Annotated in this window: 17 protein-coding genes; 14 read left to right on the top strand and 3 right to left on the bottom strand. The window is 68.5% G+C overall.

What is annotated here, in order from left to right; genetic code table 11:
• Positions 1-95: 95 nt before the first annotated feature.
• Both JZ792_RS04280 and JZ792_RS04275 read right to left on the bottom strand, forming a co-directional pair.
• Entirely contained in the window at positions 96-446 is a 351-nt protein-coding gene (locus JZ792_RS04280; RefSeq protein WP_216907044.1) for an ADP-ribosylation/crystallin J1, read from the bottom strand.
• Between the two features lie 99 nt (positions 447-545).
• The gene (locus tag JZ792_RS04275; protein ID WP_216907042.1) at positions 546-1,412 is read right to left on the bottom strand and encodes an SDR family NAD(P)-dependent oxidoreductase; all 867 of its coding nucleotides are present in this window, start codon (positions 1,410-1,412) and stop codon (positions 546-548) included.
• A 45-nt stretch (positions 1,413-1,457) separates the two neighbouring features.
• On the opposite strand from JZ792_RS04275, the gene JZ792_RS04270 reads away from it, so the two are divergent.
• Complete coding sequence (locus JZ792_RS04270; RefSeq protein ID WP_216907040.1) at positions 1,458-1,916, top strand: MarR family winged helix-turn-helix transcriptional regulator; 459 nt, start codon at positions 1,458-1,460, stop codon at positions 1,914-1,916.
• A gap of 96 nt (positions 1,917-2,012) precedes the next feature.
• Positions 2,013-7,934 carry a non-ribosomal peptide synthetase gene (locus JZ792_RS04265; protein WP_216907038.1) on the top strand — a complete coding sequence of 1,974 codons (5,922 nt, stop codon included), beginning with the start codon at positions 2,013-2,015 and terminating at the stop codon, positions 7,932-7,934.
• 170 nt (positions 7,935-8,104) lie between these two features.
• Here the strand turns inward: JZ792_RS04265 and JZ792_RS04260 are convergent, their stop codons facing one another.
• A complete protein-coding gene (locus JZ792_RS04260) occupies positions 8,105-9,562 on the bottom strand; it encodes an aldehyde dehydrogenase family protein (protein WP_216907036.1) in 1,458 nt (485 codons plus the stop codon).
• A gap of 47 nt (positions 9,563-9,609) precedes the next feature.
• Between JZ792_RS04260 and JZ792_RS04255 the strand changes: the two genes are divergently transcribed.
• From JZ792_RS04255 to JZ792_RS04200, 12 genes are all read left to right on the top strand, one after another.
• On the top strand, positions 9,610-9,825 hold the full coding sequence (locus tag JZ792_RS04255; RefSeq protein ID WP_216907034.1) for a hypothetical protein: 216 nt from the start codon (positions 9,610-9,612) through the stop codon (positions 9,823-9,825).
• Positions 9,826-9,892: 67 nt separating this feature from the next.
• On the top strand, positions 9,893-10,714 hold the full coding sequence (locus tag JZ792_RS04250; protein ID WP_254189277.1) for a SigB/SigF/SigG family RNA polymerase sigma factor: 822 nt from the start codon (positions 9,893-9,895) through the stop codon (positions 10,712-10,714).
• Between the two features lie 326 nt (positions 10,715-11,040).
• Positions 11,041-13,263 carry a SulP family inorganic anion transporter gene (locus tag JZ792_RS04245; protein ID WP_216907032.1) on the top strand — a complete coding sequence of 741 codons (2,223 nt, stop codon included), beginning with the start codon at positions 11,041-11,043 and terminating at the stop codon, positions 13,261-13,263.
• A 312-nt stretch (positions 13,264-13,575) separates the two neighbouring features.
• Entirely contained in the window at positions 13,576-15,822 is a 2,247-nt protein-coding gene (locus tag JZ792_RS04240; protein WP_216907030.1) for a SulP family inorganic anion transporter, read from the top strand.
• A gap of 21 nt (positions 15,823-15,843) precedes the next feature.
• A complete protein-coding gene (locus JZ792_RS04235; protein ID WP_216907028.1) occupies positions 15,844-16,272 on the top strand; it encodes a TIGR02611 family protein in 429 nt (142 codons plus the stop codon).
• Positions 16,272-16,907, top strand: coding sequence for a (2Fe-2S)-binding protein (locus JZ792_RS04230; protein ID WP_216907026.1), 636 nt, complete (start codon positions 16,272-16,274; stop codon positions 16,905-16,907). The genes JZ792_RS04235 and JZ792_RS04230 overlap by 1 nt, the downstream gene beginning before the upstream one ends.
• Positions 16,908-17,056: 149 nt before the next feature.
• A complete protein-coding gene (gene thrS / locus JZ792_RS04225; protein ID WP_216907024.1) occupies positions 17,057-19,117 on the top strand; it encodes a threonine--tRNA ligase in 2,061 nt (686 codons plus the stop codon).
• Entirely contained in the window at positions 19,114-19,710 is a 597-nt protein-coding gene (locus JZ792_RS04220) for an ATP adenylyltransferase (RefSeq protein ID WP_216907022.1), read from the top strand. The genes thrS and JZ792_RS04220 overlap by 4 nt, the downstream gene beginning before the upstream one ends.
• An 88-nt stretch (positions 19,711-19,798) precedes the next feature.
• Positions 19,799-20,509, top strand: a complete 711-nt coding sequence (pgsA, locus tag JZ792_RS04215; protein ID WP_216907019.1) for a phosphatidylinositol phosphate synthase — start codon at positions 19,799-19,801, stop codon at positions 20,507-20,509.
• Between the two features lie 61 nt (positions 20,510-20,570).
• Positions 20,571-21,542 (top strand): phosphatidylinositol mannoside acyltransferase, encoded by a 972-nt coding sequence (locus JZ792_RS04210; RefSeq protein ID WP_216907017.1) that lies wholly within the window; start codon positions 20,571-20,573, stop codon positions 21,540-21,542.
• Entirely contained in the window at positions 21,539-22,663 is a 1,125-nt protein-coding gene (locus JZ792_RS04205; protein WP_216907015.1) for a glycosyltransferase family 4 protein, read from the top strand. The genes JZ792_RS04210 and JZ792_RS04205 overlap by 4 nt, the downstream gene beginning before the upstream one ends.
• Positions 22,663-23,706 carry an NUDIX hydrolase gene (locus tag JZ792_RS04200; protein WP_216907317.1) on the top strand — a complete coding sequence of 348 codons (1,044 nt, stop codon included), beginning with the start codon at positions 22,663-22,665 and terminating at the stop codon, positions 23,704-23,706. Before JZ792_RS04205 ends, JZ792_RS04200 begins: the two co-directional genes overlap by 1 nt.
• The last annotated feature ends 71 nt before the right edge of the window (positions 23,707-23,777 follow it).

The raw sequence follows: 23,777 nt of genomic DNA, 5'->3' as shown, positions 1-23,777 counted from the left end.
GACCCGCTGACACTGATTCGGAGCCGTCGTCGTCCCGGATTGGTCCGACCGGACCCGCAGCGCTGTCGGTGGCGCCGAACGCTACGGGTTTCCGTTCAGCGGAATTCCCGCACGACTTCGATCCGTCCGATGATGTGGCGGTTGAATTCGTCGAGTTCCTCGGCGGGTACCCACAGTTCGAGGATCGTCCGGCCACCCGCCTGACGAACGGGATATCCGGCGGCGAACCCGGCATCGATCTCGAACCGGGTCACGTAGCCGACACCGGACGCCGGGACGTTCCAATCCCGCGCGATCCGTATCGCGTAGTCCTCGTTCAGGACCGGGTAGAAGATCGGCTGATCCGGCAGGCGCGGTGGCCATGCCGTCCATCCCGAGGCCTCGACGAGCGCCAGTTCCTCCGGACCCGTCGGTCGCCACAGGGTCAGTGTCTCGCGTCGCTCCATCGCCGTTCCTCGGTCGTGTCGTATTCGGTGCAGCATCGCATCGCCGGACTCTCGACAGCCAGTCGTTTTCCTGCGACGGGGGTTCGGCAGGGATTCAGCTCACACGCCGAGTTGGAAACGTGCGCTGCGGACGGCGTCGAAGCGTTCGGGCACGACTCGATCGATGAGGGCGGCGATACGGCCGAGGACCGGGCCGATACGGCGGGGGCGGTCGATGACGGCGTCGCAGATCGCCTGCGCGCCCTGCTCGGGGGTGAGGGCGGCCGCGTTCCGGTAGAGCGGGTTGGGGGCGATCATCTGTGTGCGCACGAGCGGCATGTAGACGGAGGTGAATCGTATGTTCTCGGTGAGGGTTTCGACCTGGAGGTTGGCGGTGAGCGAATCGAGCGCGGCCTTCGACGCGACATAGGCGCTGTATCCGGGGCCGCCGAACAGGTTGGCCACCGACAGGACGGTGACGACCTGTCCGTCGCGCCGTTCGCGCATGCTGGGGAGCAGGGCGAGCATGAGGCGGGTCGGGGCCAGGTAGTTGAGCCGCATGGTTCGTTCGTAGTCGTGGAAGCGGTGGTAGGACTCGTCGAGGCGGCGGCGGATGGAACGGCCCGCGTTGTTGACCAGGATGTCGACGCCGCCGTGATCGGCGAGGATCCGGGCCGCCGTCGCGTCGAGCGCGTCGAAATCATTGAGATCGCAAGGATATACGGCCGCTTTGCCGCCGAGGCCCTCGATCTGCGCGGCGACCTCGCGCAGTTCGGGTTCGCGTCTGGCGATCAGTGCGACGGTGGCGCCCGCCGCCCCGATACGCACGGCCGCCGCGCGGCCGATGCCGGAGGACGCGCCGGTGATCACCACCGTCCGGCCCGCCACCCGCTCGTCGAGCGTGTGCCGCCTGCGCAGTCGGGACAGGCTCACCTGGGTATCGAGGCTGTGCTTGATCAGGTGGGGTAGCTCGCCGATTCCATACATAGTGATGAATCCTAATTTATATAACTAGTGATGTACATTGCCGGAATGGACGCCGCCAGCCTGCATCTTCTCGCTCGTCGCCTGCGGGCCGTCGCCTTCGCCGCGACCGGCAATACCGGCCCGCGCCGATTCGCCCCGAGCGACTACGCGGTCATCGAGGATGTCGCGGTGCATCCCGAATCCTCGATTCGCGAGATCACCGACCGGACGGCGATCGTGCAGAGTCTGGTGTCGCGCATCGTGGCCCGATACCGCGACGAGGGTCTGCTGGTGACCGCGCCCGATCCGGCCGACGGACGCCGCGTCCTGGTGAGCGTCGATCCGGCGACGATGGTCGAGGTGTTCCGGACCCGCGGACGCGCGCCCATCGAGACCGCGCTGATCGCGGAAATGCCCCGGTTGTCCCCGGAGCAGCAGCGTCGGATCGTGGAGTTGTTGGACGAGTTGGCCGACCTGGTTGGCGCCGCAGGTCCCGAGTCCGACGCCGGTTCGTCACGCCGGTAGTGGTCCGCATCGATTCTGTATCGCTCTTTGCCCCATGACTATGGTGGTGAGGAAAGCCTTACCTAAAGGTGTTGATCGGAAGCTCGAGGTAGTGCCATGGAACCGGATCGGGACACGAAGCTGCCCTTGACCTCGGCCCAGCGCGAAGTGTGGTTCGCCCAGAATCTCCACGGCGATGTGCCGCTCACGATCACCCAGTACACGGATGTGACGGGTCCGCTCGATCGTGGCGTGTACGCCGCGGCCGCCAGGTACGCGGCGCGTGAGTTGGGCGGCTACCTCGGATTCGGCGTCGACGACGACGGCACGCCGTGGCAGCGGCTCGAATTCGACCAGTACGACGAGGTCGATTTCCTGGATATGACCGCGGAGCCGAATCCGCACGCCGCCGCGCTCGCGTGGATCGGGCGGGACCGGCGTACACCGGTCGACGTGACCGTCGACGCGCCCATGTGGTCCACGATTCTGCGGATCGGTCCGGAACATCACCTCGTCTACACCCGCGCGCACCATCTCGTACTCGACGGATACGGCGCGATGACGCTGGCACGACGGCACGCGCAGATCTACGGGCAGATGCTCGACGGCGTCGAACTCGCGCCGCCCGCGCTCGGCACCCCGGACATCCTGCTGGAGGCCGATCGCGCCTATCGGGCATCGACTCGGTTCGAGACGGATCGCCGCTACTGGGCCGACCGCGTCGCCGGATTGCCGGAAGCGGTCGGTCTCGCGACCCGTCCCGGGGAGCTCGCCGCGCATTCGGTGGTGGCCGGTGCCGATCTGGACGCGGAGCCGCTGGAGCGGGTCTCCGGCGGCGCGGGGACGGCGGCGGTGCTGGTGGCGGTCTTCGGCGGGTACCTCGCGCGAGTGACGCGCGCACCGGAGGTCACCCTGAGTCTGCCGGTGGCGGCGCGGACGACGGCGGCACTGCGACGGTCCGCCGGTTCGGTGAGCAATGTGGTGCCGCTGCGTCTCCCGGTGCCGGAGTCGGCCCGGCTGGCCGATCTGATGACGTCCGCGCGTGCCGAACTGAGCGGCGCGCTGCGGCATCAGCGCTATCGCGGCGAGGATATGATCAGGGAAGCCGATGGTGGCGGAACACGCTATGGCACACGAGATTTCGGACCCGCGGTCAACATCATGAACTTCCAGTCCTCGGTGGAACTCGGCCCGGCGCATGGCACCCTGCATCTGCTCGGCACCGGTCCGGTGCCGGATCTGACGCTGAATGTCTATCCCGGTTCCGCGAACGGGCTCCGCGTCGAATTCGAGGGGAACCCGAACCGCTACACGCCCGCCGAACTGGCCGCGCATCACGCGCGTTTCCTGTGTCTGCTCGACCATCTCATCGGTGATCCCTCGGCGACGGTCGGCGGGTTCGACCTGGTCGACGAGGAAGAACGCCGGGCGTTGGTGCCGTGGCGCGGTCCGAAGACCGGTCCCGCCGACACACTGGCGGCGTTGATCGCCTCCGCGGTGCGCCGCGATCCGGACGGCACGGCCGTGGTGTACGGCGAATCACGCTGGACCTACCGGGATTTCGATATCCGCACCGACGTATTGGCGCGTGCGCTGATCGAGGCGGGCGCGGGACCGGAGCGCCTGGTGGTGACGATGCTGGAGCGGTCGGCCGAATCGGTGGCGGCCGTGTGGGCGGTCACCAAGGCGGGCGCGGCGTTCGTCCCCGTCGATCCGAGCTACCCCGACGAGCGGATCGAATACGTGCTCGCCGACAGTGGCGCCGAGATCGCGCTCACCACAGCCGAATACGCGGACAAACTGCCCGAGGGCACGCGGGTGATCCTGCTCGACGATCTGCTCTCGACGCCTCCGGGCGAGCATCGCGGCCCGGTGACCGACGCCGAGCGCACCGCGGCGCTGTCGGCCGCGCATCCGGCGTATCTGATCTACACCTCCGGCTCGACCGGTCGCCCCAAGGGGGTCATGGTGACGCACGGCGGATTGGCGAATCTGGCCGCCGAACGTCGCGATCGCTACGCCCTGCGCCCCGGTGCGGTGGCACTGCACCACGCCTCACCCGGATTCGACATGGCGGTGGGGGAGCAGTTGTGCGCCCTCGCCGGGGCCGCGACGCTGGTCGTCGCCCCGCGGTTCGTCGTCGCGGGCCCCGATCTCGCCCAACTGATGCGACGCGAACGGGTGAGCAACGCGATCATCACCCCCGCCGTGCTGGCGACCCTCGATCCGGCGACGCTGCCCGATCTGACGGTGCTCGGCGTCGGCGGTGAGGCGATCAGGTCCGATCTGGTCGACGCGTGGGCCCCGGGTCGGCTCATGCGCAACGGCTACGGTCCCACCGAGGCCACCGATATCGCGACCATCGGCGAACTGGTCGAAGGTCGGCCGGTGACCATCGGCGCGCCGCTGCGCGGATTCCACGCGGTGGTGCTCGACGTGGCGCTGCGGCCGGTCCCGCCGGGCGTGCTCGGCGAGTTGTATATCGGCGGGCCCGCGCTGGCCCGCGGCTACCACGGCCGCGCCGCGCTGACCTCGGACCGTTTCGTGGCCGACCCGTTCGGTCCGCCCGGCGGGCGGCTGTACCGCACCGGCGACCTGGTGACCATCACCGACGACGGCTCGGGCACCGGATACGCGCTGCTCTATCACGGACGCGGCGATTTCCAGATCAAGGTGCGCGGGCATCGGATCGAACCCGGTGAGATCGAGACCGTGCTGACCTCGTTGCCCGGGATCGCCCGCGCCGCCGTCACCGCGCACACCGATCCGCGCACCGGAACGCATCTGGTGGCCTACCTGGTGGCCGAACCGGGGGCGGGGATCGTCCGTCCCGCAGTCCGGGCGGCGGTGGCACGGCTGCTGCCCTCCTATTTGCGCCCGGCCGCCTACGAGGTGCTGGAGACGCTGCCGCTCACCACGAACGGCAAACTGGACACTCGGCGGCTGCCCGCGCCGGTCTTCGGGCAGAACGAATTCCGCGCCCCGGCCGGAATCGCGGAGGAACGTGTGGCCGCCGTCTTCGCCGAGGTGCTCGGGCCGTCGAAACCGATCGGCGCCGACGACGATTTCTTCACTCTCGGCGGTACCTCGCTGTCGGCCACCCGGGTCGCGGCCCGGCTCTCGGTGACCGTCCGCACGTTGTTCGACGCGCCGACCGTCGCGGAACTGGCCGCCGTGCTCGCGCACGCGACGGCCGCGCACCGTCCCGAACTCGTCGCGCTGCCGCGTCCCGAACTCGTGCCGCTCGCGCCCGCGCAATTGCGGCTGTGGCTGCTCAACCAGCTGCTGCCCGATTCCGCCGCCTACCACCTGCCGGTCGCCGTGCGACTGACCGGACCGTTGGACCGGGTCGCCCTCGCGACCGCGCTGCACGCCGTGCTGGACCGGCACGAGGCGCTGCGCACCGTCTACCCGGAGGCGGGGACCTCCGCGCGCCAACACCTGTCGAGCGTCGCCGACGCGGCGACGGCCATCGATCTCGCACCGCACGAGATCGACGCCGATCTCACGACCGCCGTGCACCGCTTCGCCACCGAACCGTTCGACGTGGCGGTCGACCCGCCCGTGCGCGCCCGCCTGTTCCGGTCCGCCGGTGCCACCGACGAGCACGTGCTTGTCCTGGTCGCCCATCACATCGCCGCCGACGGCTGGTCGCTCGGTCCGCTGATCGCCGATCTCACCGCCGCGTACACGGCGGCGCGGGCCGGGACCGCACCGGCGTGGGATCCGCTGCCGGTGCGGTACGCCGACTACGCGCTGTGGCAACACGCGCTGCTCGGTGACCCCGCCGACCCGGAATCGACCGCGTCCGGACAACTCGCCTACTGGCGTTCGGTACTGGCCGATGCCCCCGACCGACTCCCGTTACCGTCGCGTCGCGGGCGGCGGGGTGAGCGCGGTGAACGCGGGGCGGCCGTCACGGTCGACCTCGCCGCGCCGAGCCGCGCGCTGGGCGACAGCACCCCGTTCATGGTGGCCTTCGCCGCCTACGCGGTGCTGCTGCACCGGCTCGGCGACCGCACCGACATGGTGATCGGCACACCCGTGGCCGGACGCGGACATCCCGCGCTGGACCGGATGGTCGGGATGTTCGTCAACACGGTGCCGCTGCGGGTCCGGATCGATCCGGACACCTCCTTCCGCGAACTCGTCGCCGCCGTGCGCACGATCGCGCTCGATGCCTTCGACCACGCCGACATCCCGTTCGACCGCGTCATCGACGCTGTGGACGCACCCCGCGTCGAAGGCGGACATCCGTTGCTGCGCACGGTCTTCTCCTTCGAGAACCTGCCCGCGCCACCGCCACTGGTCCTGGACGGAATGTGCCTGGAACTGCTCGATCTGCCTCAGGACATCGCGCAGTTCGACCTCACCCTCACCGTGCGGGAGAACCCGCCCCGCGCCACCTTCCGCTACGACACCGCCGTATTCGACGCGGCCGACGTCGACCATTTCGCCGCCGGATACCGGACCGTCCTGGCCGCCGCTCTCGCCGATCCGGACCGCCCCGTGCGCGAGCTGGGGGATATCGCCGAGATCGACGGGGCCGTCACCGACGCCGAACCGCGGGGGAGTCGGGCCACCGGTGACGTGCCGTCCGCCCCGGCGACCGCCCGCGAACACGCCATCGCCGCGGTCTTCGCCGAGGTGCTCGGACTGGATTCGGTGGGCCCCGACGACGACTTCTTCGAACTGGGCGGCACCTCACTGCTGATGTTCACCCTGCGCACCGCGCTGGCCGACCGACTCGGCCTGCACGTCGAGCCGCGCGCGCTGTTCGCGGCCGCGACCGTGCGCGCTCTCGCCTCGGCCGAGCACGACGCCGATCCGCGTCGCTTCGCCGAAACCCTGTCCGCCGACGCCGAACTCGACGACGATTTCACCGTCGACGGCCTGGATCCCGCGGATCCGGACGGGCCGCTGCTGCTCACCGGCGCCACCGGATTCCTCGGCGCCCACCTGCTGCGTGAACTGCTCGACAACACCGCCCGCGAGGTGTTCTGCCTCGTCCGCGCCACCGACCGGGCCGACGGGCTGCGCAGGCTGCGCGCCGCCCTGGCGAGCTACGACCTCGCCAACGACGACCTGCCCGATCGCGTCACCGCCGTACCGGGCGATCTCGCCGAACCCCGGCTCGGACTGGATCGGGCGAGTTTCGACACGCTGGCGGGACGGCTCTCGGCCATCGTGCACAACGGCGCGCTGGTGAACCATCTCGCGACCTACGGGCAGTTGCGCGCCGCCAATGTGGGCGGCACCCGCGAGGTGCTGCGTCTCGCGGCGTCGGCGCGGGCGATCCCGGTCCACCTGGTGTCGACCCTGGACGCGGTGCTCGGGCCGGACCGTACCGGTTTCGTCGACGAGAGCACCGAGATCACGGCGGCCGAGGTGAACAGGCACGGCTACGTCGCGGGCAAATGGGTGGCCGAACAACTGGTGCTGCGCGCGGGCGAACGCGGCTTGCCGGTCGCGGTGTATCGCCCTGGCCTGGTCGGCGCTTCGGCCCGCACCGGCGCGATATCCGCCGACGACTCGCTGTGGACGATGGTCCGTGCCGCGGCGCTGCTCGGGACCGCGCCCGACGTGGGTGACGCGGTGGTGTCGCTCGCACCGGTCGACTACGTCGCCGCGGGGATCGCGGCACTGGTCGTGCGCGGTATTCCGCACGGTGAGCGCTACCACCTCGTGAACACCGAACCGACTCCGGTCGCGGAACTGCTGACCGGACTGGTGCGCCTGGGCTACCCGATGCGCACGGTCACACCGGAACAAGCCCAGCTCGCACTCGCCGAACGACTGGGGGAATACGGTGTGGCACCGGGCGACGATCTGGCCCGGGCCGCGCTGCTCGTCGGCAATTACGTCGACGTGGACGCGACCGGTCTCGCGGATCTGGTGCTCGACGACACCGCGACCCGCACCGCGCTCCTCGGCACCGGAATCAGTTGCCCGAGAGTCGACCGCGCCGTGATCGATCGTTGCCTGCGCAGATTCCAGGAAACGGGTCTGCTCGCGCCCGCCCGGTCCACGGTGCGATAACCGATTCGGCCGGTAGCCGAACCCGCGCTACCGGCCGAATCACCAAGCCATCGACTACCGGACCCGCCGTAGCGGCGCACGTCAGCGCCCCGCACCGCCGCGAGGGCCGGTGCACGACAGTCCATCCCGGTGCACCTGGGCGTGAACCGGGACGAACAGTCACGAATCGGTCAGAGCTGGACCCAGACCGACTTCGTCTTCATGTAGCCCTCGATGCCTTCCTTGCCGAATTCGTGGCCCCAGCCGGACTGCTTGTAGCCGCCGAACGGGACGCCGTGGTCGAAGACCAGCTGGCAGTTGAGCGAGACCGTGCCCGCGTCGAGCCGCTTGGCGAGGTTGTGCGCGCGACTGAGGTTGGTCGTCCACGCGGTGGCCGCCAGACCGTAGGTCGTGTCGTTGGCCATCGCGACGGCCTCGTCGTCGCTGTCGAACGGCAGGACGGTGACCACGGGGCCGAAGATCTCTTCCTTGTACAGCCTGCTGGTCGCGGGATCGACGTTCGCGAGCACGGTCGGATGCACGAAGTAGCCGGTGCGGTCGAGCCGATGTCCGCCGGTGACGACCTCGACGCCGTCCTTCTTGCCTTCGTCGAGGTAGCCCATGACGCGGTTGAGCTGCTTCTGGCTGATCAGCGGGCCGATCATCGAGCCCTCTTCCTTCGGCCCACCGAGTTTCAGGTTGTTCGCCACGGTCGCGATACCTTCCACGACCTGGTCGTAGACACCGCGCTGGACGAAGATGCGCGAACCGCAGACGCAGCCCTGGCCGGAGTGCACGAAGATGCCCATCGCCGCCATCATGATGGCCATGTTCAGATCGGCGTCGTCGTAGATCAGGACCGGCGACTTGCCGCCGAGTTCGAGCATGACCTTCTTGAGGTTGCCCGCCGAGGCCTGCACGATCTTCTTGCCGACCTCGGTCGAACCGGTGAAGGCGATCTTCTCGACATCGGGATGCGCGGTGAGCGCGGCGCCCGCGGTGTGGCCGTAGCCGGTCACCAGGTTGACGACACCGTCGGGAACGCCCGCTTCGCGGATGATCCGGTCGAGCAGCACCGCCGACAGCGGCGTCTCCTCGGCGGGTTTGACGATGGTGCTACAGCCCGCGGCCAGGGCGGGCGCGATCTTGGCGCACGCGTTGAAGACCGGGCCGTTCCACGGGAAGATCAGGCCGACCACGCCGTAGGGCTCTTTGAGGGTGTAGGCGTGCATCTCGGCGAACGCGCCGGAGACGCCGCCCTGCATCTGCACCTCGTGCGCGGTGCCGTTGACCTTGGTGCACCAGCCCGCGTAGTAGCGGAAGAACTCCGCGCAGGTGGGCACGATCATCTTCGCCTGGGCCAGCGGCATGCCGGTGTTGAGGGAATCGAGTTCGGCGAGTTCGTCGAGGTAGTGATCCATCAGATCCGCGATGCGCCACATGATCTTGGCCTTCTCGCGCCCGGGCAGACCGTTCCAGACACCCGATTCGAACGACGCCTTCGCACGGGCCACGGCCTCGTTCACCGCGTCCTCGCCGCAGTCGGTGAACTCGGTGATCTGTTCCTCGGTCACCGGATCGATGATCGGAATGACATCACCCGTGCCGGGGCGCTTCTGTATTTCGTCCAAAATCGACTGCAGCGTCATTGCGGATTCCTTCTCGTGGCCGAGGCAATCGATGCGATTCGAATGCTGTGCATCTGCTTAGCATCGAGTCGGAGGCGCGGTCAAGGTCTTCGGTCGCGGTCGGGATCGTCGTGCGGCGGTCGGGATTCGTGCTCGTGCCGGTCGGCTTCGCCGGTCGCGAGCCGTTTACCGGCACAGCGCTCTGTGGGATGATCATGTGCCCGGCCAAGATGCGCCGGTTTGTCATCGGTGGACGCGCTGAAGCCGTCACCGCCGCCGTGTGAACACAACACTCGAACCGTCCGGGTCACGTGGAGCGCGCAGAGTTCCCCGTCCGGCACGAGGAGACTCATGGCATCGACGATCATGCGAGACAGTGACGCCGCGACGCGGGTGGGACGAGCCCGCGCCGACGGCTACGACGATATCGAGCCGCGATTGGCGCGGCTGGCGTCGATCCCGGCCGACGATCCGGAGCGCGCGGTGCTGCGCGAGGAGATCGTGCGATGTTGTCTGCCGCTGGCCGACCACATCGCGCGCAGATTCACCGGTCGCGGCGAAACCTACGACGACCTGCATCAGATCGCCTCGCTCGGTCTGGTGCTCGCGGTGGACCGGTTCGACCCGGACCGCGGATCGAATTTCCTCGCCTTCGCCGTCCCGACGATCATGGGCGAGGTGCGCAGGCATTTCCGCGACCACACCTGGGCGGTCCGGGTGCCGCGCCGGATCAAGGATCTCAAACTCACCCTCGGTCCCGCGGTCGAAGCGCTGTCGCAGCGTCTGGAGCGACCGCCGACCGCCGTCGAGATCGCCGTCGAACTCGACGCGGACCTGACCGAGGTGACCCAGGCTTTGCTGGCGGCCAACGCGTATCGGACCGATTCCCTCGACTGCGCCGCCCAGACCTCCGACGCAGAGACCTACGCCGCCCCGGTCACCGAAACCCTGGGCGACGACGACCCGGGCTACGGCCTGGCCGAGGACGCGCTCACCGTCGCCCCGCTGCTGGCCGACCTGTCCGATATCGACCGCGCGGTCCTGCGCCTGCGGTTCTTCGAAGGGCAGAGTCAGTCCCGGATCGCCGAACGGTTCGGTGTCTCACAGATGCACATCTCACGGACGTTGACCCGGATCCTGGCGGATCTGCGCGAACGCGCACTCGGAGACTGACGGGGGCTCGTCCACACACCTCGCGAACCCTCATCGACGGCCTGGCGGCCCTGTGCCGCCGGGCCGTTCTCGTCGGTGGTGATCGCGCCGAGGCGGCTTCGGGATCGCGACTTCTCGACTGTGACTTAGGTCACAGTTGGGTCGCGGTTGGTGCCCCGTACTCCAAAAGCTTTTCATATGTTTTGCGAAGTCTTTACCATTTGGGCGACCCGTGTTCCTTCGGGTCGCGTTCCACGAGAGGCTCGAGCTTCGCCCGCCACTCGCCTTCGATGCCAGTACATGTTCGACCGATGAACCGGATCCGTGAGATCCGGCGAAGGAGAATTATGTCCACCGACACCGATTCCGTACCGCGGACGTCGCGGCTCCACGCTCTTGTCCACCACCGGGTACTGCGTCACGACGTGCCCGCGTCGGTGGTTGTTTTCCTTGTCGCACTACCCCTTTCGCTCGGCATCGCGGTCGCCTCCGGCGCGCCGGTCGCCGCGGGACTGATCGCCGCGGTGGTCGGCGGCGTCGTCGCGGGCGCCGTCGGCGGATCGGCGGTACAGGTGAGCGGGCCCACGGCCAGCCTCACCGTGGTGGTGGCCGAATCCGTGCACCACTTCGGTTGGGCCGTCACCTGTTTCGTCACCGTCGGCGCGGGCCTGCTCCAGATCCTGTTCGGGCTCAGCCGGATCGCGCGCGGCGCGCTCGCCATCGCCCCGGTGGTCGTGCACGGGATGCTCGCCGGGATCGGCGTCATCATCGCGCTGCAACAGGTGCACGTACTGCTCGGCGGCAATTCGCTGAGCTCGTCCCTACAGAGTGTGATCCAGCTGCCGCATCAACTGATGTCGGTGCACAAGGGCGATCTGTGCATGGGGCTGGTCGTCATCGCCATCCTGATCTGCTGGAAATACGTGCCGCGACCGGTGCGTGTGGTGCCGGGACCGCTGGTCGCCGTGGTCGTGGCGACGGTGCTGTCGCTCGCGCTGCCGACCCACGTGGAGCGGCTGGTGCTCAACGGCTCGCTGGTGGACGCGATCGGCCTGCCCGCCCTGCCGCACGGCGGCTGGTTCGCGATCGGTATGACGATGGTGACCGTCGCGCTGATCGCCAGTGTCGAGACGCTGCTGTCGGCGGTCGCGGTCGACAAGGCGCGTCCCGGCGGGTCGACCGATTTCGATCGCGAACTCGTCGGTCAGGGCGCGGCGAACGTCACCTCGGGACTGCTCGGCGGCCTGCCGATCGCGGCGGTCATCGTGCGCAGCGTGACCAACGCCAACGCGGGCGCGCAGACCAGGGCCGCGACCGTATTGCACGGTCTGTGGATCCTGCTGTTCGCGGTGGCCCTGGCCGCGGTGGTGCAACAGGTCCCCAAGGCCGCGCTGGCCGGACTGCTCATCCTGATCGGCGTGCAGTTGGTCAAACTGGCGCATATCCGACTGGCGCGACGCACCGGCGAACTGTACGTCTACCTCGCCACCGTGCTCGGTGTGGTCTTCTGGAATCTGTTGCTGGGCATGCTGATCGGGCTCGCGCTGTCGTTCGCGCTGCTGCTGTGGCGGGTGGTCAGGGTGACGATCTGCGCCGGACCTGTCCCGGAGACGGGCCGCTGGAAGGTCACCGTCGACGGCACCTGCACCTTCCTGGCCCTGCCGAAACTGACCGCCGAACTGGCGAAGGTGCCCGCGGGCCCGCCGGTCACGGTGCAGCTGACCGTCGACTTCCTCGATCACGCCTCCTACGAGGTGCTCACCGAATGGGCGCGCCGTCGTGAATCCGAGGGCGGGACGGTCGATTTCGTGGAGATCGGCACCGCCCGCATGGCGGCGGCGCCCGCCGGACCGCCCGAGCGCGGCCACTCCCGGCAGGTGCTCGATCGGGTGATCGGTCCGCGGCGGCACAGCGGTGGTCGCGTCGACCCGATCGCCGCCGGTATCGCGTCCTATCACCGTGGTCACGCGCATCTGATGCGGCCGCATCTGAACGAACTTCGCGATCGTCACGATGCCCACTCCTTCTTCCTCACCTGCGCCGACGCGCGAATCGTGCCGAACGTGATCACCGACAGCGGTCCCGGTGATCTGTTCACCGTCCGCAATGTCGGCAATCTGGTGCCGGTCGGCGGCAGCGATATCTCGGTGGAGGCCGCGCTGATCTACGCGCTGGAGAAATTGGACGTCCGCGCGGTCGTGGTCTGCGGGCATTCCGGGTGCGGTGCGATGGAGGCGCTGCACCGCGAGGTGCAGGCCGATCCCGGCTTCGGCGACTGGCTGGCATACGCCCGACCGAGTCTGGACCGATTCCGGCTGGGACATCCGGTCGCGGTCGCGGCGGCACTCGCGGGCTTCGGCGAAGTGGACCAATTGGGCATGGTGAACGTGGCCGTCCAGCTGGAATCGCTGCTGGCCTATCCGGCGGTGCGCCGTGGCGTCGAGGAACGCGGTGTCGCGGTATCCGGGCTGTTCTTCGACCTGGCGACCGCGAGGGTGATCGAGGTGACCGTCGACGGGATCGCCGATTTCGACGACAGGGGCGCCCGCGTCACCGCCGAGCCGGTCTGACCTCCGATCCGTTATCGTTCCGTGATGTTCGATCCGGCGCCGCGCCGGGACGGCGGTGTGGAGCGGATCACATCGGAACTCTTGTATCGAACGAGACACTCCTCGGCAAATTCTCAGGTTTTGCTAAGTCTTTACCAATAATCTTGATCTGGTTTACATCTCGATCCGATGTCGTGTCGGGACCTGCTTCACCGCGAGATGCCGGTTCGCGGTCTATTGCCCAGTTGGACAAACGATCGTCAACCGAACTCGGTGCCGGGCCGTCGGGAGCCGTCCGCTCCCGCGCCACGCCGCCGAGTCGGCGAAGGAGTAATGATGGCTGTCGAGAACGATCTGGCCCCACCGGGATTCGGGGCTGAAAAGAGAACTACCGCAACACGATCCGATCGTCTGGCATCCATCGTGCGCCACGATCTGCCCGCTTCGATCGTGGTATTCCTTGTCGCGCTGCCACTTTCGCTCGGCATCGCGGTGGCCTCCGGTGCGCCCGTCGCCGCGGGCCTGGTGGCCGCGATCATCGGCGGTATCGTCGCGGGCGTCATCGGCGGGTCCACCTTGCAGGTCAGCGGCCCGGCCGCGGGCCTGACCGTGGTGGTCGCCGAATCCATCAGTCAATTCGGTTGGCGTGTCACCTGTTTCATCGTCGTCGCGGCGGGTGTGCTGCAAATCCTGTTCGGGCTCAGTCGAATCGCACGCGCCGCGTTGGCTGTCGCGCCGGTCGTCGTGCACGCCATGCTCGCGGGCATCGGCATCACCATCGCGCTGCAACAGGTCCACGTGCTGCTCGGCGGATCGTCGCACAGTTCGGCGTGGAACAACATCACCGAACTGCCCGCCCAGCTGATGTCGCTGCACGGCGGCGGCGCGTTCGTCGGCGGTGTGGTCATCGCGATCATGCTCGGCTGGCGCTACGTCCCGGCCAAGGTGCGGGTGGTGCCGGGGCCGCTGGTCGCGGTCGTCGTCGCCACCGTCCTGGCGACCGTGCTGCCCACCGGCGCCGAGAAACTCGTCCTCAGCGGTTCGCTGTTCGACGCCGTCGCGTTGCCGCAGATCCCGGACGGCGGCTGGTCCTCCGTCGCGGTCATGGTGCTGACGATCGCCCTGATCGCCAGCGTCGAAAGCCTGCTGTCGGCCGTCGCGGTGGACAAGATGCACACCGGTCCGCGCACGCATTTCGACCGCGAGCTCATCGGACAGGGTTCGGCCAATGTACTGTCCGGCCTGGTCGGCGGTCTTCCGGTGACCGGCGTCATCGTGCGCAGCGCCACCAACGTGCAGGCGGGCGCCCGCAGCCGGGCCTCGGCGATCATGCACGGTGTGTGGATCCTGCTGTTCTCGGTCGCGCTGGTCGGACTGGTCGAACAGATCCCCAAGGCGGCCCTGGCCGGTCTGCTGATCGTGATCGGCATCCAGTTGGTGAAACTGGCCCACATCAAACTCGCGCGGCGCACCGGTGACCTGCTGGTCTACGCGGTGACGGTGGTGAGCGTCGTGCTGCTCAACCTGCTGGAAGGCGTCATCATCGGACTCGTGCTCGCCTTCGGCCTGCTGCTGTGGCGGGTCGTGCGGGTGGCGATAGTGGCCGCGCCGATCCCGGCCTCGCAACGCTGGCTCATCACCATCGATGGCTCGTGCACCTTCCTCGCCCTGCCCAAACTGTCCACGGAATTCGCCAAGGTGCCCGTCGACGCCGACGTCACCGTCGAGATGACCGTCGACTTCCTCGACCACGCGGCCTTCGAGGCCATCGAGGAATGGGTGCGCCAGCAGGAGAGCAACGGCGGCAGCGTCGATTTCGTGGAGATCGGCAGCGTCCGGATGGCCGACGCGACAGCGGGCCCGCCCGCTCGCGGTTTCGGCCGCGCGGTATTCGAGGAGATCCTCGGACCGTGGCGGCGCGAGGATCGTCACCGCGATCCGCTGGCCGCGGGCGTCGCCGCCTATCACCGCAGCCACGCCCACGTCGTGCGTCCGCATCTCGACGAACTGCGCGACCGGCAGGATCCGGATTCGTTCTTTCTGACCTGCGCCGATTCGCGCGTGGTGCCCAATGTCATCACCAACAGCGGGCCGGGCGACCTGTTCACCGTCCGCAATGTCGGCAATCTGGTGCCCGTCGAGGGCGACGCCTCGGTGGAGGCCGCGCTGCTGTTCGCGCTCCAGGAACTGAACGTGCGAACCATCGTGGTCTGCGGTCACTCCTCCTGCGGCGCGATGGCGGCGCTGTACTCGGGCGCGCAGGCCGATCCCGGGATCAGCGCGTGGCTCGCGCACGCCGAGCCGAGTCTGGACCGGTTCCGGCACGAACATCCGGTGGCGGTCGCGGCCCGCGAGGCCGGATTCGGCGAGGTGGACCAGCTCAGCATGGTGAACGTGGCGACGCAGCTGGAGACGTTGCACCGTCATCCCGCCGTGCGAGCGGCGATCGCCGAACGCGGGGTCACGGTGTCGGGACTGTTCTTCGACATCGCCAGTGCCAGGGTCATCGAGGTCACCGTCGACGGGCTCGCCCACATCGATGACACCGCGCCGGACCCGATGACACCGGAGCTGGTCTGAGCGACCTCGTACGCTGGCGGTGTGAGTACGGATCTCGATCCCCGGTCCACGCCGCCGCCGACCGGTTGGCGTGCCTTCCGCGCGGGCGTGGCCGCGCGGCCTACGCTGAACCTCGCCTACCGGATCGGTGTCGGGTTCGTCGGCACGGCGGTACTGATCGTGGGAATCCTCGCTATTCCGTACCCCGGGCCCGGCTGGGCGATCGTTTTCGCCGGGCTCGGCATCCTCGCCACCGAATTCTCCTGGGCGCGCCACGCGCTCGGCTGGTTGCGGGATAAATATCGGCAGGTCATGGCCTGGTACACCGCGCGTGGCCCGGTACTGCGGGTGAGCGCGGCGCTGGCCACCGCGTTACTGGTGATCGCGACGCTATGGATTCTCGGCACATTCGGAATGGTCGGCGGCTGGATCGGAGTCGAATCGGAATGGTTGCACAGTCCCCTCATGTAGTGGGTTCCGTTCCCGGAACCACACTCACGCACCCGGAGTGGCTGACCGCGCGGATCGCGGAGATGGGCCGGTCCTGGGGGACCACCACGCCGCGCATCGCGGGCACGCTGTGGTGGTGCATGACGGCCTCCGCGCTGGTCGAACAGCTCGTGCGGGCCTATATCGACGGCGAGTCCACGCCGACGCCGGAATTGCGGAACCTGGACTGCGACATGCGACCCGACGGTGGCGTGGAACGGGTGCGGGTTTCGGCGGCGACCGGGGACGCCCGCGCCGACGGCTCCGAGGTCCGCGCTCCCGCCGAGGGTTTGCACGACACGCTCGCCACGGTGATCCCGCCGGTGGCCGAGGTCTCCGGCGCCGGTGTCGCCGCGCTCTGGGCGATCGTCGCCGACGCCATCGGCAATCGCGCCATCGACGCGGGCGATCCCGCCGCGGGCAGCAGGCTCGCCGCCGAGATCGGCGGGAAGTTGCCCGCGCCGCGTTTCGTCGATGTCGGTGGGCGCACTTTCGTACGCAGAATCTCCTGCTGCCTGGTCTTCGAGGTTCCCGGCTGCCAGATGTGCACCAGTTGCCCCAAACGTCCCGCCGCCGACCGCGCGGCCTTGCTCGAGGCGACGGCCGCCCGGAGCTGAGGAAGCCCGAACCTCGCGCCGTCCAGCCGTACGGCGTGAATGCGCGCGCGGCGCGGACGGTTAGCATGGTCGCGCCGGAGCAAACGTGTCTCCGGTGATGACGCGCGCGGGAAAGACCCGCCCACGAGAACGTCAAGGAGTGCGCTGCCGTGACCACCTCAGCACCGATCAGCCCTGCCGCCCTCGTCCGGGTGCAGGCCGGGACGACGGCGGGCGCCGCGGTGCGGGAGGCCGGTCTGCCGACGAAGGGCCCCGACACCGTCGTCGTGGTGCGCGACGTCGAGGGCGCGCTGCGCGATCTGTCCTGGATCCCCGAGACCGACGTCGAGGTGGAGGCGGTCACCGCCGCCTCCGACGACGGCCGCAGCGTGATCAGGCATTCGGCCGCGCACGTGCTGGCCCAGGCGGTGCAGCAGGAGTTCCCCGAGGCGAAACTCGGCATCGGCCCGCCCATCAAGGACGGCTTCTACTACGACTTCCGGGTCGAACGCCCCTTCACCCCGGAGGATCTGGCGAAGCTGGAATCCCGGATGAAGAAGATCGTCAAAGGCGCGCAGCGCTTTTCGCGTCGCGTGGTCGAGGTGGACGACGCCAGGGTCGAATTGGCGGGCGAACCGTTCAAGTTGGAGCTGATCAGCGACAAATCCGGGATCGACGATCCGGAGATCATGGAGGTCGGCGGTAAAGAGCTGACCATCTACGACAATCTCGATCCGCGTACCGGCGAGCGGATCTGGGCCGACCTGTGCCGCGGCCCGCACATTCCGACCACCAAATTCATTCCCGCCTTCAAACTCACCCGCAGCTCGGCCGCCTACTGGCGCGGTGACCAGGAGCGCGAGGATCTGCAGCGGATCTACGGCACCGCCTGGGAGTCCCAGGAGGCGATGGACGAGCACCTGCACCTGCTGGCCGAGGCCGAACGCCGCGACCACCGCAAACTGGGGCTGGAGCTGGATCTGTTCAGCTTCCCCGACGAACTCGGTTCCGGACTGCCGGTGTTCCACCCCAAGGGCGGCATCATCCGCAAGGAACTCGAGGAGTACTCGCGCCGCCGCCACGTGGCCGCCGGATACGAATTCGTCAACACCCCGCATATCACCAAGGGCCACCTGTTCGAGGTCTCCGGACACCTGGACTGGTACCGCGACGGCATGTTCCCGGCGATGCACCTCGACGCCGAATTCAACGAGGACGGCACCGTCCGCAAACCCGGCCAGGACTACTACGTCAAGCCGATGAACTGCCCGATGCACAACCTGATCTTCCGGGCGCGCGGACGGTCCTACCGGGAGCTGCCGCTGCGGCTGTTCGAATTCGGCTCGGTCTACCGCTACGAGAAGTCCGGCGTGATCCACGGACTCACCCGCGTACGCGGCATGACCCAGGACGACGCGCACATCTACTGCACCAAGGAGCAGATGCACGCGGAGCTGACCGGCACCCTGCAATTCGTGCTCGATCTGCTCAAGGACTACGGCCTCGACGATTTCTACCTGGAGCTGTCGACCAAGGATCCGAAGAAGTTCGTCGGCTCCGACGAGATCTGGGAAGAGGCGACCGAGACCCTGTCGAAGGTCGCCTCGGCCTCGGGCCTGAACCTGGTTCCCGATCCGGGCGGGGCCGCCTTCTACGGCCCGAAGATCTCCGTGCAGGCCAAGGACGCGCTCGGGCGCACCTGGCAGATGTCGACCATCCAGCTCGACTTCAACCTGCCCGAACGTTTCGACCTCGAGTACACCGCCTCCGACGGCACCAAACAGCGTCCGGTGATGATCCACCGCGCGCTGTTCGGTTCCATCGAGCGGTTCTTCGGCGTACTGACCGAGCATTACGCGGGCGCGTTCCCCGCCTGGCTCTCGCCGGTCCAGGTGGTCGGCATTCCGGTCGCCGAGGCTTTCGCGCCGCATCTGGACCTGGTCGTCGAACGGTTGCAGGACGCGGGGATCCGCGCCCAGGTCGATCGCAGCGACGACCGGATGCAGAAGAAGATCTTCAACAACACCGCCCAGAAGGTGCCGTTCATGCTGCTCGCCGGCGAGCGTGACGTGAACGCGGGCGCGGTGAGCTTCCGCTTCCGCGACGGCACCCAGGTCAACGGGGTGCCGGTGGCCGACGCGGTGGCGACGGTCATCGCGTGGATCGCCGATCGCAAGAACGCCTCGCCGACGGCGGAGGGTTTCGAGATCGTGTCGGCGGAGCGGATATGAGCGAGCGGCCCGCGCCGGACGGCTTGGAAGAACTGGACGGCATCGTGGACGACGGCAGCATCGTGGACAGGGGCGCGGGCGAACCCGATCGGCTGCAACGACTCTGGACCCCGTACCGGATGTCCTATATCGCCGAGGCGGCCACCGCCCGTCCGGCGGATTCGACCGGGCATCCCTTCACCGACATCCCGATGATGTCCGACGAGGACGGCCTGATCATCGCGCGCGGCGAACTCGTCTACGCGGTACTCAACCTCTACCCGTACAACCCGGGGCACATGATGGTCGTGCCCTACCGGGTCGTCGCCAACCTGGAAGACCTCACCGACGCCGAGAGCGCCGAGTTGATGGCCTTCACCCAGCGGGCGATCCGGGTGATGAAGAGCGTGTCCAGGCCGCACGGTTTCAATGTCGGACTCAATCTCGGTGGTGTGGCGGGCGGATCGCTGGCCGATCACCTGCACCAGCACATCGTGCCGCGCTGGGGCGGCGACGCCAATTTCATCACCGTCGTCGGCGGGGTCAAGGTGATGCCGCAGTTGCTACGGGAGACCAGGGCGCTACTCGCGCAGGCATGGAAGGAATCGGAGTGAGCGATCGCGTGGCCGCGGTCATCGAAGCCGCCCGGGTGGCCAACCCCGGTACGCGGCCGCGCACGGTCGAGCGGGAAACGGACTAGAGGTGCTGAGCTTCTTCGGCCGCGAGGCGTTCGCGAAGGCGACAGCGCCGCTGGGCAAGGCATTGGTCAAGACGGGGCTCACTCCGGACGCGGTGACCGTCATCGGCACCACCGCCTCCATCGCGGCCGCGCTCACGCTGTTCCCCAGCGGGCACCTGTTCTGGGGCACGATGGTGATCTGGCTGTTCGTCATGTTCGACATGCTCGACGGCGCGATGGCCCGCGCGCGCGGCGGCGGCACCCGATACGGCGCGGTGCTCGACGCGACCTGCGACCGGGTCGCAGACGGCGCGATCTTCGGCGGGCTCGCCTGGTGGGCGGTCTACCACGAGAACAACAGGGCGCTGCTGTTCGCGACGCTGGTGGTCCTGGTGACCTCGCAGGTCATCTCCTATGCCAAGGCGCGCGCCGAGGCGAGCGGACTTTCCGCCGACGGCGGTCTGATCGAACGCCCGGACCGGCTGATCATCGTGCTGGTCGGCGCGGGTTTCACCGGAATCGGCGGATACTGGGATATCGAGTGGCTCACCTGGGCGGTGCACGTCGCGATGTGGATCCTGGCGGTGCTGAGCATCGTCACGGTCTTCCAGCGGGTGCTCGCGGTGCGTAATTCGCCGGGCGCGCGTGAGGTGATTCCGCCCACGAAACCGCGGGGTCCGGATACGGGAGACACGGCCTCCGGCGCGGCGGACGCGGCGGGTCAGCCGTCGTGAGATCGCCGGGCCACGGCACGGGTGGCGGCGAGACGCTCGGCGCGACAGGAGGATCCGGGGGATGAGCGAGGTCAGGGCCGTGCTGTCGGACCGGGCGTACGCGGCCGGTTGGCGGTTGGTGCGGGCGCTTCCCGAACGCACGGCGCGCGTGCTGTTCGACAAGGGCGCGGACCGGGCGGTACGCAAGGGCGGTCCGGCGCAGTTGCGGCGCAATCTGGCCCGGGTGATCGGCACCGCCCCGGAGGCGGTTCCCGACGAGTTGGTGCGCGCGTCGATGCGTTCCTACGCGAGGTATTGGCGCGAGGCGTTCCGGTTGCCGTCGATGGATCACACGAAGGTGCGCTACCACGTCGGCGGGTTGGAACATCTCGACGCGGCGCTGGCGGCCGGGCGCGGGGTGATCCTGGTGCTGCCGCATTCGGGCAACTGGGATATGGCCGGCGTGTGGCTGGTGCAGAACTACCAGAACTTCTCCACGGTTATGGAGCGACTGAAGCCGGAATCGTTGTTCGAACGTTTCGTGCGCTACCGGGAGACCCTCGGATTCGAGGTTTTCCCGCTGACCGGTGGCGAGGAACCGCCGTTCCCGCAGTTGGCGGCCCGCCTTCGGGACAACAGGATCGTGTGCTTGTTGGGGGAGCGCGATCTCACCGGGCGCGGCGTGCCGGTCACCTTCTTCGGCGAGCGCACCTGGATGCCCGCGGGGGCGGCGAAACTGGCCGTGGAGACCGGGGCCGCCATGATTCCGGTGCACGCGTGGTTCACCGTCGACTCCGACGGGCGCGAGGACTGGGGTCTGAAAACCGAAGCGCCGATAGATGTCTCGCGCGGGGTGGAGGTCGCGACGCAGGCGCTGGCGGACCGGTTCGCGGCCAATATCGCCGAACATCCCGCCGACTGGCATATGTTGCAGCCACTCTGGGAGGGTGACCTGTCCGCCGAGCGGCTGGCCCGTATCGCCGAGGTTCGGCGTGACGGCCGGGCCGCGGCGGGAAATCCGGTCGCCGGGGGCACAGAGGAGGGCACACCGTGAAAATCGGGATGGTATGCCCCTACTCCTTCGACGTGCCCGGTGGTGTGCAGGCCCACGTGGTCGAACTGGCCCGCGTCTTCATCGAGCGCGGACATCGGGTGAGCGTGCTCGCACCCGCCTCCGACGGGACGCCGCTGCCGGATTTCGTCGTCTCGGCGGGCCGTGCCGTCGCGATCCCGTACAACGGATCGGTGGCCAGGCTGTCGTTCGGTCCCATGGCCTACACCAGGATTCGACGCTGGATCGACGGCAACGATTTCGACGTGCTGCACCTGCACGAACCCAACGCGCCCAGTCTGTCCATGCTCGCGCTCAAGATCGCCGAGGGGCCGATCGTCGCGACCTTCCACACCTCGACCACGAAATCGTTGATACTCAGCACCTTTCAGGGGGTGCTGCGTCCGTATCACGAGAAGATCAGCGGCCGGATCGCGGTGTCGGAACTGGCGCGGCGCTGGCAGGTGGAGGCGCTGGGCTCCGACGCGGTCGAGATCCCCAACGGCGTCGACGTCGCCGCGTTCGCCCGCGCGCCGATGCTGTCCGGATATCCGAGGCCGGGCCGGACGGTGCTGTTCCTCGGCCGCTACGACGAGCCGCGCAAGGGGATGGCGGTGCTGCTCGGCGCGCTGCCCGAGCTGGTGCGACGCCATCCCGAGCTGGAGATCCTGATCGTGGGTCGCGGTGACGAGGAGCGGCTGCGCCGTGAGGCGGGCGCGCTCGCCGGACATCTGCGTTTCCTCGGTCAGGTGACCGACGAGGAGAAGGCCTCGGCGATGCGCAGCGCCGATGTGTACGTCGCACCCAATCTGGGTGGCGAGAGTTTCGGCATCATCCTGATCGAGGCGATGGCCGCCGGAACCCCGGTCGTGGCAGGTGAATTGGACGCCTTCCGCCGGGTACTGCGCGACGGCACCGCCGGTGTGCTCGTCCCGGTGGGGGATTCGGCCCGGCTCGCCGCCGCGATCGATTCGCTGCTCACCGATCGGGAGCGCCGCGACGAACTGGTGCGCACCGCGACCAGGGTGGTCGGCGAATACGACTGGCCGGTGGTGGCCGAACAGATCCTGCGCGTCTACGAGACCGTCGCCGTCGGAGATGTCAGGGTGCGTGCCGCAGGATGATCACGTTCTCCGCCACCACGGTCCTCGTTCTCGCGCTCATCGCGGCGGTGATCGTCGCGATCGGCATGTGGGCCTACTCCACCGCCAATCGGCTCGACCGGTTGCACGTGCGCTCGGACCAGTCCTGGCAGGCACTGGAGGGCGCGCTCGCGCGGCGCGCGGTCGTGGCCAGGGCCGTCGCGATGGCGATCGCCGGGCCGGTGTCCGATCCCGCTCTCGCCGAACAGGCCAGGGCGCTCACCGCCCTCGCCGGACGGGCCGAACGCGCCGGACGCCCCGATCGCGAGACGGTCGAGAACCAGCTCTCGGTGGCGCTGTCCGGGATCGATATCGCGCAATTGCGTCCGCAACTGGTCGCCGAACTCGCCGACGCCGAGGCCAGGGTGCTGATCGCGCGCCGCTTCCACAACGACGCCGTCCGCGACACGCTGGCGCTGCGCACCCGTCGTCCGGTGCGCATCCTGCACCTCGGCGGTACCGCGCCGCTGCCGACCTATTTCGAGATCACCGAGCGCGTCACCCCCGCCGCGTCGACCGGTCTGGCCGTCGACACCATCAGAACCTCGGCCAGGGTGGTGCTGCTCGACGAACGCGACCGGGTGCTGCTGATGCGCGGACACGACCCGGTCACCCCGGACATCTCGTTCTGGTTCACCATCGGCGGCGGGGTCGAGCCGGGCGAGACGCTGCGCGGCGCCGCGGTGCGCGAGCTCTGGGAGGAGACCGGGCACCGGGCCGATCCGGCGGCGCTGCGCGGGCCGATCTGGCGACGGGTCGCGGTGTTCCCCTTCAACGGTGAGCTGATCCGTGCCGAGGAACTGTTCTTCGCGTTGCGGGTGCCGTCCTACGAGCCCGAGCCGGGGAACCTCACCGCGATCGAACGCCGGTCCATCACCGGTCACCGGTGGTGCGCCCCCGCCGACATCCTCGCGCTCGAGGCGTCGGGGGAGATCGTCTACCCCTACCACCTGGACGAATTGCTCACCGAGGCCGTCGCCGCGTCCTCGGGTGCGTCGGATCCGGAAGTGCGGTCGATCCGGTAGGGCCGGGTAGACCACTGTGATGTGATTCACTATCGTGATAGCTTCGTGACTGGATCGCGCTCGCACGGGTA

Origin of the sequence: Nocardia noduli, from assembly GCF_019038455.1 — a bacterium.
GTDB lineage: Bacteria > Actinomycetota > Actinomycetes > Mycobacteriales > Mycobacteriaceae > Nocardia > Nocardia noduli.
Note: the sequence above shows the minus strand (reverse complement) of the source record. Positions and strands in the feature narration are given on the sequence as shown.